Source organism: Actinacidiphila sp. bgisy167, assembly GCF_965342175.1.
Classification (GTDB): Bacteria; Actinomycetota; Actinomycetes; order Streptomycetales; family Streptomycetaceae; genus Actinacidiphila.
On the sequence record NZ_CBDRBL010000145.1, the window covers coordinates 1 to 6867 of the forward strand.

The 6867-nt window shown below is 68.8% G+C and carries 8 protein-coding genes; all 8 read right to left on the reverse strand.

What is annotated here, in order from left to right; translation table 11 throughout:
- Positions 1–35 precede the first annotated feature (35 nt).
- Positions 36–377, reverse strand: a complete 342-nt coding sequence (locus tag ACRWND_RS29825) for a metal-sulfur cluster assembly factor (protein ID WP_431954926.1) — start codon at positions 375–377, stop codon at positions 36–38.
- Complete coding sequence (gene sufU, locus ACRWND_RS29830) at positions 374–838, reverse strand: Fe-S cluster assembly sulfur transfer protein SufU (RefSeq protein ID WP_431954928.1); 465 nt, start codon at positions 836–838, stop codon at positions 374–376. The genes ACRWND_RS29825 and sufU overlap by 4 nt, the downstream gene beginning before the upstream one ends.
- Positions 839–858: 20 nt before the next feature.
- On the reverse strand, positions 859–2118 hold the full coding sequence (locus ACRWND_RS29835; RefSeq protein ID WP_431954930.1) for a cysteine desulfurase: 1260 nt from the start codon (positions 2116–2118) through the stop codon (positions 859–861).
- On the reverse strand, positions 2115–2879 hold the full coding sequence (sufC, locus tag ACRWND_RS29840; RefSeq protein WP_431954932.1) for a Fe-S cluster assembly ATPase SufC: 765 nt from the start codon (positions 2877–2879) through the stop codon (positions 2115–2117). Before sufC ends, ACRWND_RS29835 begins: the two co-directional genes overlap by 4 nt.
- Positions 2880–2886: 7 nt before the next feature.
- Positions 2887–3216: a non-heme iron oxygenase ferredoxin subunit gene (locus tag ACRWND_RS29845; RefSeq protein ID WP_431954934.1), complete on the reverse strand. Its 330-nt coding sequence runs from the start codon at positions 3214–3216 to the stop codon at positions 2887–2889.
- A complete protein-coding gene (sufD, locus tag ACRWND_RS29850) occupies positions 3213–4385 on the reverse strand; it encodes a Fe-S cluster assembly protein SufD (RefSeq protein ID WP_431954936.1) in 1173 nt (390 codons plus the stop codon). Before sufD ends, ACRWND_RS29845 begins: the two co-directional genes overlap by 4 nt.
- A gap of 221 nt (positions 4386–4606) precedes the next feature.
- Entirely contained in the window at positions 4607–6028 is a 1422-nt protein-coding gene (gene sufB / locus ACRWND_RS29855; protein WP_431954938.1) for a Fe-S cluster assembly protein SufB, read from the reverse strand.
- Positions 6025–6774, reverse strand: a complete 750-nt coding sequence (locus ACRWND_RS29860; RefSeq protein WP_431954940.1) for a helix-turn-helix transcriptional regulator — start codon at positions 6772–6774, stop codon at positions 6025–6027. The genes sufB and ACRWND_RS29860 overlap by 4 nt, the downstream gene beginning before the upstream one ends.
- Between the last annotated feature and the right edge of the window lie 93 nt (positions 6775–6867).

Below are 6867 nucleotides of genomic sequence, written 5' to 3' on the forward strand. Positions count from 1 at the left end.
CGGCCCGGCGCGGGCCCTGTGCGGGCCCACGGGGGTCAGACGTTGAAGCCCAGCGCGCGCAGCTGCTCGCGGCCCTCGTCGGTGATCTTGTCGGGGCCCCACGGCGGCATCCAGACCCAGTTGATCTTCAGGTCGTTGACGATGCCGTCGGTGGCCGACTTCGCCTGGTCCTCGATGACGTCGGTCAGCGGACACGCCGCCGAGGTGAGCGTCATGTCCAGGGTGACGACGTTGGCGTCGTCGATGTGGATGCCGTAGATCAGCCCGAGGTTGACGACGTCGATGCCCAGCTCGGGGTCGACGACGTCGTAGAGGGCCTCGCGGATCTCCTCCTCGCTCGCCGGCTTCGCCGTCATCACTTCTGCGTTGTCGCTCATGCGGACTCCCTGACCGCGCCATCGCCCAGTGCCTGGGCGGTGGCGTCCTTCCACGCCATCCAGCTCAGCAGCGCGCACTTGACGCGCGCCGGGTACTTGGAGACTCCGGCGAACGCGACCGCGTCCTCCAGGACGTCCTCCATCGCGTCGTCGGGCTCCAGCTTGCCCTTGGACTGCATCAGCTCCAGGAAGACCTCCTGGACCTTCACGGCCTCGTCGACCCGGCGGCCGACGAGCAGCTCGTTGAGCACGGAGGCGCTGGCCTGGCTGATGGAACAGCCCTGGCCCTCATAGCTGATGTCCTGGATGGACGCGCCGTCGAGCTTGACACGCAGCGTGATCTCGTCACCACACGTCGGGTTGACGTGGTGCACCTCGACGTCACCGTCACGCAGGCCGCGGCCGTGCGGGTTCTTGTAGTGGTCCAGGATGACTTCCTGGTACATCGAATCCAGCTTCACAGGCTTCGCCGTCCCGTCCCTCAGCCGAAGAAGTTCCGTACGTGCTCCAGCCCCTCGACCAAGGCGTCGACCTCGGCCGGCGTGGAGTACAGATAGAACGACGCTCGCGTGGTCGCGGGAATTCCGTACCGCAGGCAGACCGGCCGAGCGCAGTGGTGCCCGACCCGTACCGCGATGCCCTCCTCGTCGAGGACCTGGCCCACGTCGTGCGGGTGGATGTCGCCGAGCGTGAAGGAGATCGCGGACCCGCGGCCCTCCGGGGTGTCCGGACCGATGATCTTGAGCCCGGGCACCTCCTTCAGCCGGCGCAGCGCGTACTCGGTGATCGCGTGGTCGTGCGCGGCGATCCGCTCCATGCCGATCGCGCTCAGGTAGTCCACCGCGGCGCCGAGGCCGACGGCCTGGGCGATCGGGGGCGTACCCGCCTCGAACTTGTGCGGCGCGGGCGCGTACGTCGACGACTGCATGGAGACGGTCTCGATCATCTCGCCGCCGCCCAGGAACGGCGGGAGGTCCTCCAGCAGTTCCTGGCGGCCCCACAGCACCCCGATACCGGTCGGGCCGAGCATCTTGTGCCCGGTGAAGGCCACGAAGTCGGCCTGCAGCGCCTGCACGTCCAGCACCATGTGCGGCGCGGCCTGCGAGGCGTCGATCAGCACCAGGGCGCCGACCTCCTGCGCGCGGCGTACGATCGCCTCGACCGGGTTGATCGTTCCCAGGATGTTGGAGACCAGCACAAAGGAGACGATCTTGGTCTTCTCGGTGATGACCTGCTCGAGGTCGCTCAGATCGAGCCGGCCGTCGTCGGTCAGGCCGAACCACTTCAGCTTCGCCCCGGTGCGCTGCGAGAGCAGCTGCCACGGCACGATGTTGGAGTGGTGCTCCATCTCCGTGATGACGATCTCGGTGTTCTGGTCCACGCGGTAGGGCTCGTCGGCCCAGCCCAGCATGTTGGCGACCAGGTTCAGCGACTCCGAGGCGTTCTTGGTGAATATCACCTCGTCGCGGCTGGGGGCGTTGATGAAGGTCGCGATCTTGTCGCGGGCTCCCTCGTACAGCGCCGTGGCCTCCTCGGCGAGCGTGTGCACACCGCGGTGGACGTTGGCGTTGTGACGCTCGTAGTACTCGCTGAGGGCGTCAAGGACCTGGCGCGGCTTCTGCGAGGTCGCGGCGTTGTCCAGGTAGACGAGCTTCTTCCCGTCGTGGACCAGGCGGTCCAGCACCGGGAAGTCCTTGCGGATCGCCTCGGTGTCGAGCAGGCCCGGCAGCTGCAGTGTCACGCGGAAGCGCCTCCCTTCACATAGGCCTCGTAACCCTCGGCCTCCAGCTTGTCCGCCAGCTCCGGGCCGCCGGACTCGGCGATCCTGCCCGCGGCGAAGACGTGGACGTGGTCGGGCTTGATGTAGCGCAGGATCCGGGTGTAGTGGGTGATCAGCAGGGTGCCGACCTCGCCGCTCTCCCGCACCCGGTTGACGCCCTCGGAGACGATCCGCAGCGCGTCGACGTCCAGGCCGGAGTCGGTCTCGTCGAGGATCGCGATCTTGGGCTTGAGCAGTTCGAGCTGGAGGATCTCGTGGCGCTTCTTCTCACCGCCGGAGAAGCCCTCGTTGACGTTGCGCTCGGCGAAGGCGGGGTCCATGTGCAGGCGCTCCATGGCCTCCTTGACCTCCTTCACCCAGGTGCGCAGCTTGGGGGCCTCGCCGCGGATGGCGGTGGCGGAGGTGCGCAGGAAGTTGGAGACCGAGACGCCGGGGACCTCGACGGGGTACTGCATGGCCAGGAAGACACCCGCCCGCGCCCGCTCGTCGACGGACATGGCGAGCACGTCCTCGCCGTCCAGGGTCACGGTGCCGCCGGTGACGGTGTACTTGGGGTGGCCGGCCAGCGAGTAGGCCAGGGTCGACTTGCCGGAGCCGTTCGGACCCATGATGGCGTGGGTCTCGCCCTGCTTCACGGTCAGGTCGACACCGCGGAGGATCTCGCGCGGACCGTTCTCGGCCTCGACGGAGACGTGCAGGTCGTGGATCTCAAGCGTTGCCATGGGTGTCTCAGGACTCCTGGGTGACGGAGACGAGCACATCGTCCCCTTGGATCTGAACGGGGTACACGGGAACGGGCCGCGTCGCGGGCAGCCCGGACGGCTTTCCGGTCCTCAGGTCGAAGGAGGAGCCGTGCAGCCAGCACTCGATCTGGCAGTCCTCCACCTCGCCCTCGGACAGCGAGACGTTCGCGTGGGAGCACACGTCGTGGATCGCGAACACCTCGCCCTCGGTGAGCACGAGCGACACCGGCACGCCGCCGAGCTCGACACGCTTCGGCGCGTCCGGTTCGAGTTCGCTCAGCGCGCAGGCGCGGACGAAGCCTTCAGCAGTGGTCATACGACGGACGCCTCCAGCTCCGCGTCGATCTTCTCCAGGAGGCGCTCCTCCAGGTCGGCCAGGCCGATCTGCTGGATCAGCTCGGCGAAGAAGCCGCGCACGACCAGTCGGCGGGCCTCGTCGGCCGGGATTCCCCGGGCCATCAGGTAGAACAGCTGCTCGTCCTCGAAGCGGCCGGTGGCCGAGGCGTGCCCGGCGCCGACGATCTCGCCGGTCTCGATCTCCAGGTTGGGGACCGAGTCGACCCGGGCGCCGTCGGTGAGCACCAGGTTGCGGTTGAGCTCGTAGGTGTCGGTGCCCTCGGCCTCGGCGCGGATGAGCACGTCGCCGATCCACACCGCGTGCGCGTCCCGGCCCTGCAGCGCGCCCTTGTACGCCACGTTCGACCGGCAGTGCGGCGTGTCGTGGTCGATGAACAGGCGGTGCTCCTGGTGCTGGCCCTCGTCGGTGAAGTACAGGCCGTACAGCTCGGCCTCGCCGCCGGGGGCGCCGTAGACGACCCGCGGGTGCAGGCGCACCACGTCGCCGCCGAAGGTGACGACCACGGACTTGAAGGTCGCGTCACGGCCGACCAGAGCGGTGTGCTGGGCGGCGTGCACGGCGGTGTCGTCCCAGTCCTGGACGGACACGACGGTCAGCTTGGCACCGTCGCCGACCAGGAACTCGACGTTGGCCGCGAGGGTGGCGTCGCCGGTGTGGTCGATCACCACGACCGCCTCCGCGAAGGCGCCGACCTCGACGACCTGGTGGCCGAAGGCCACGCCCCCCTGTCCGTGCACGGAGATCCGCACCGGCTCGGTGAGCACCGCGTCCTTGGGGATGGAGACGACCCCGGCCTTCTCGAAGGAGCTGTAGGCCTGGGCGGCGACGCGGTCCACCGGCTTGCCGGCCTTGCCGACCCGGGCGTCGTCCCGGCCGACCGTCTCGACGGTGACACCCTCGGGGGCGCTCACCTCAACCTTGACGCCGCCGGTGGCGACGGCGGTGCCGTCGTGCAGGCCGCGCAGCCGCTCCAGCGGGGTGAAGCGCCACTCCTCCTCGCGGCCGTGCGGCACGGGGAAGTCGGCCACGTCGTACGAGGCGGGCGCGCTCACTCGGGCGTCCCGCGGCTGGCCGACCTGGATGGCGCCCTCGGTGGTGGCACCGGCCGCCGGGATGGTTTCAGCCATGGCTGTCTTACTGCCTCTTTCTGCCTATGTGTGTTCGCTCGCCTCCGGGCGCCTGGTCCTTCCCGGTGTCGCCGGGAAGGACCCGTGCCGACACTCCTCGACGCCGCGCTCCCTACCCTCGGGATCGCCAGGTCTCGTCGCTCATCGGCGTCGCGCGCCCTTCGGCTCGCTCACGGCCCTGCAGGGGCAACGGGTTCGTGGTGGACGAAAGCAGCCGGGCGTCAGCCGACCGCCCCCTCCATCTGCAGCTCGATCAGCCGGTTCAGCTCCAACGCGTACTCCATGGGCAGCTCGCGCGCGATCGGCTCCACGAAGCCGCGGACGATGGTCGCCATCGCCTCGGTCTCCTCCAGGCCGCGGCTCATGAGGTAGAAGAGCTGGTCCTCGCTGACCTTGGAGACGGTCGCCTCGTGGCCCATCGACACGTCGTCCTCGCGGACGTCCACGTACGGGTAGGTGTCCGAGCGGGAGATGGTGTCCACCAGCAGCGCGTCGCAGAGCACGTTCGACTTCGAGCCGGCGGCGCCCTCGCCGATCTCGATCAGTCCGCGGTAGGAGGTGCGGCCACCGCCGCGGGCCACCGACTTGGAGACGATCGAGGACGAGGTGTTCGGCGCCATGTGCACCATCTTCGCGCCGGCGTCCTGGTGCTGGCCCTCGCCCGCGAAGGCGATCGAGAGGGTCTCGCCCTTGGCGTGCTCGCCCATGAGGTAGACGGCCGGGTACTTCATGGTCACCTTGGAGCCGATGTTGCCGTCGACCCACTCCATCGTCGCGCCCTCGTACGCCACGGCGCGCTTGGTGACCAGGTTGTAGACGTTGTTCGACCAGTTCTGGATCGTCGTGTAGCGGCAGCGGCCGCCCTTCTTCACGATGATCTCGACCACGGCGCTGTGCAGCGAGTCCGACTTGTAGATCGGCGCGGTGCAGCCCTCGACGTAGTGGACGTAGGCGTCCTCGTCGACGATGATCAGCGTCCGCTCGAACTGGCCCATGTTCTCGGTGTTGATCCGGAAGTAGGCCTGCAGCGGGATCTCGACGTGCACGCCCTTCGGCACGTAGATGAAGGAGCCGCCGGACCACACCGCGGTGTTCAGCGAGGCGAACTTGTTGTCACCCGCCGGGATGACGGTGCCGAAGTACTCCTGGAACAGCTCCGGGTGCTCCTTGAGCGCCGTGTCGGTGTCGAGGAAGATCACGCCCTGCTCCTCCAGGTCCTCGCGGATCTGGTGGTAGACGACCTCCGACTCGTACTGCGCCGCCACACCCGCGACCAGCCGCTGCTTCTCCGCCTCGGGGATGCCCAGCTTGTCGTAGGTGTTCTTGATGTCCTCGGGCAGGTCCTCCCAGGACTCCGCCTGCTTCTCCGTGGACCGCACGAAGTACTTGATGTTGTCGAAGTCGATGTCCGACAGGTCCGAGCCCCAGGTGGGCATGGGCTTCTTCTCGAAGAGCTTCAGGCCCTTGAGACGCATCTTGAGCATCCACTCGGGCTCGTTCTTCTTCGCGGAGATGTCGCGGACGACGTCCTCGTTCAGGCCACGGCGGGCGGCGGCACCGGCTTCGTCCGAGTCGGCCCAGCCGTACTCGTACGTGCCCAGACCCTCGAGTTCAGGGTGAGCCGTCTCCAGGGGGGCAGTCATGCGGGGTTCCTCCCGGCGTTGCTTTCGGTGGTGTCAGATGCGGTGGATCCGGACGGCGGGGCGGTCTTCGGCACGAAGGTGGTGCAGACACCGTCTCCGTGGGCGATGGTCGCCAGCCGTTGTACATGGGTGCCGAGCAGGCGGGAGAAGACCTCGGCCTCCGCCTCGCACAGCTGCGGGAACTGCTCGGCGATGTGAGCCACCGGGCAGTGGTGCTGGCACAGCTGCTCCCCGGCGGAGGCGGGCGCCTTGCGCGTGGTGGCAGCGTACCCGTCCTGGCTGAGCGCCCTCGCCAGCGCCTGTGTGCGTTCCTCGGGGCCGGCCGCCTCGACGACCGCTCGGTAGCGCTCGGCCTGGGCGGCGACCCGGGCGCGGGCGAAGGCGGACACCGCGGCGTCCCCCAGCTGCCCGCCCCCGGCGGACTCGGCGATCCAGCGCAGGGCGTCGGCGGCGAGCTGGTCGTAGGCCTGGTCGAAGGCGTCGCGGCCGCAGTCGGTCAGCGCGAAGACCTTGGCGGGGCGGCCGCGGCCGCGGTTGCCGTAGACCCGCTTCTCGCGCGGTTCGACCATGCCCTCGGCCACGAGCGCGTCCAGATGGCGGCGTACGGCCGCCTGCGTCAGTCCGAGCCGCTCCGCCAGGTCGGCGGCGGTCGAGGGCCCGTGGAGCAGGACGGAGCGGGCGACGCGGTTGCGGGTGCTCCGCTCGCCGCTCGTCTGCTCCTCCCGAACCTCGGACACGTTTTTCACAAGGCCAGTGTTGCGTAATTCATCTCACCGAGGCAAGCGGCGGTCCAGTGGGTGGATGTCCGCTCCATCACTTAGGGCAACCTAAGCTGACCT

Coding starts and splice junctions, on each gene's coding strand:
- ACRWND_RS29825 (WP_431954926.1), bottom strand. CDS start 377: ATGAGCGACAACGCAGAAGTGATGACGGCGAAGCCGGCGAGCGAGGAG.
- sufC (WP_431954932.1), bottom strand. CDS start 2,879: ATGGCAACGCTTGAGATCCACGACCTGCACGTCTCCGTCGAGGCCGAG.
- ACRWND_RS29845 (WP_431954934.1), bottom strand. CDS start 3,216: ATGACCACTGCTGAAGGCTTCGTCCGCGCCTGCGCGCTGAGCGAACTC.
- sufD (WP_431954936.1), bottom strand. CDS start 4,385: ATGGCTGAAACCATCCCGGCGGCCGGTGCCACCACCGAGGGCGCCATC.
- sufB (WP_431954938.1), bottom strand. CDS start 6,028: ATGACTGCCCCCCTGGAGACGGCTCACCCTGAACTCGAGGGTCTGGGC.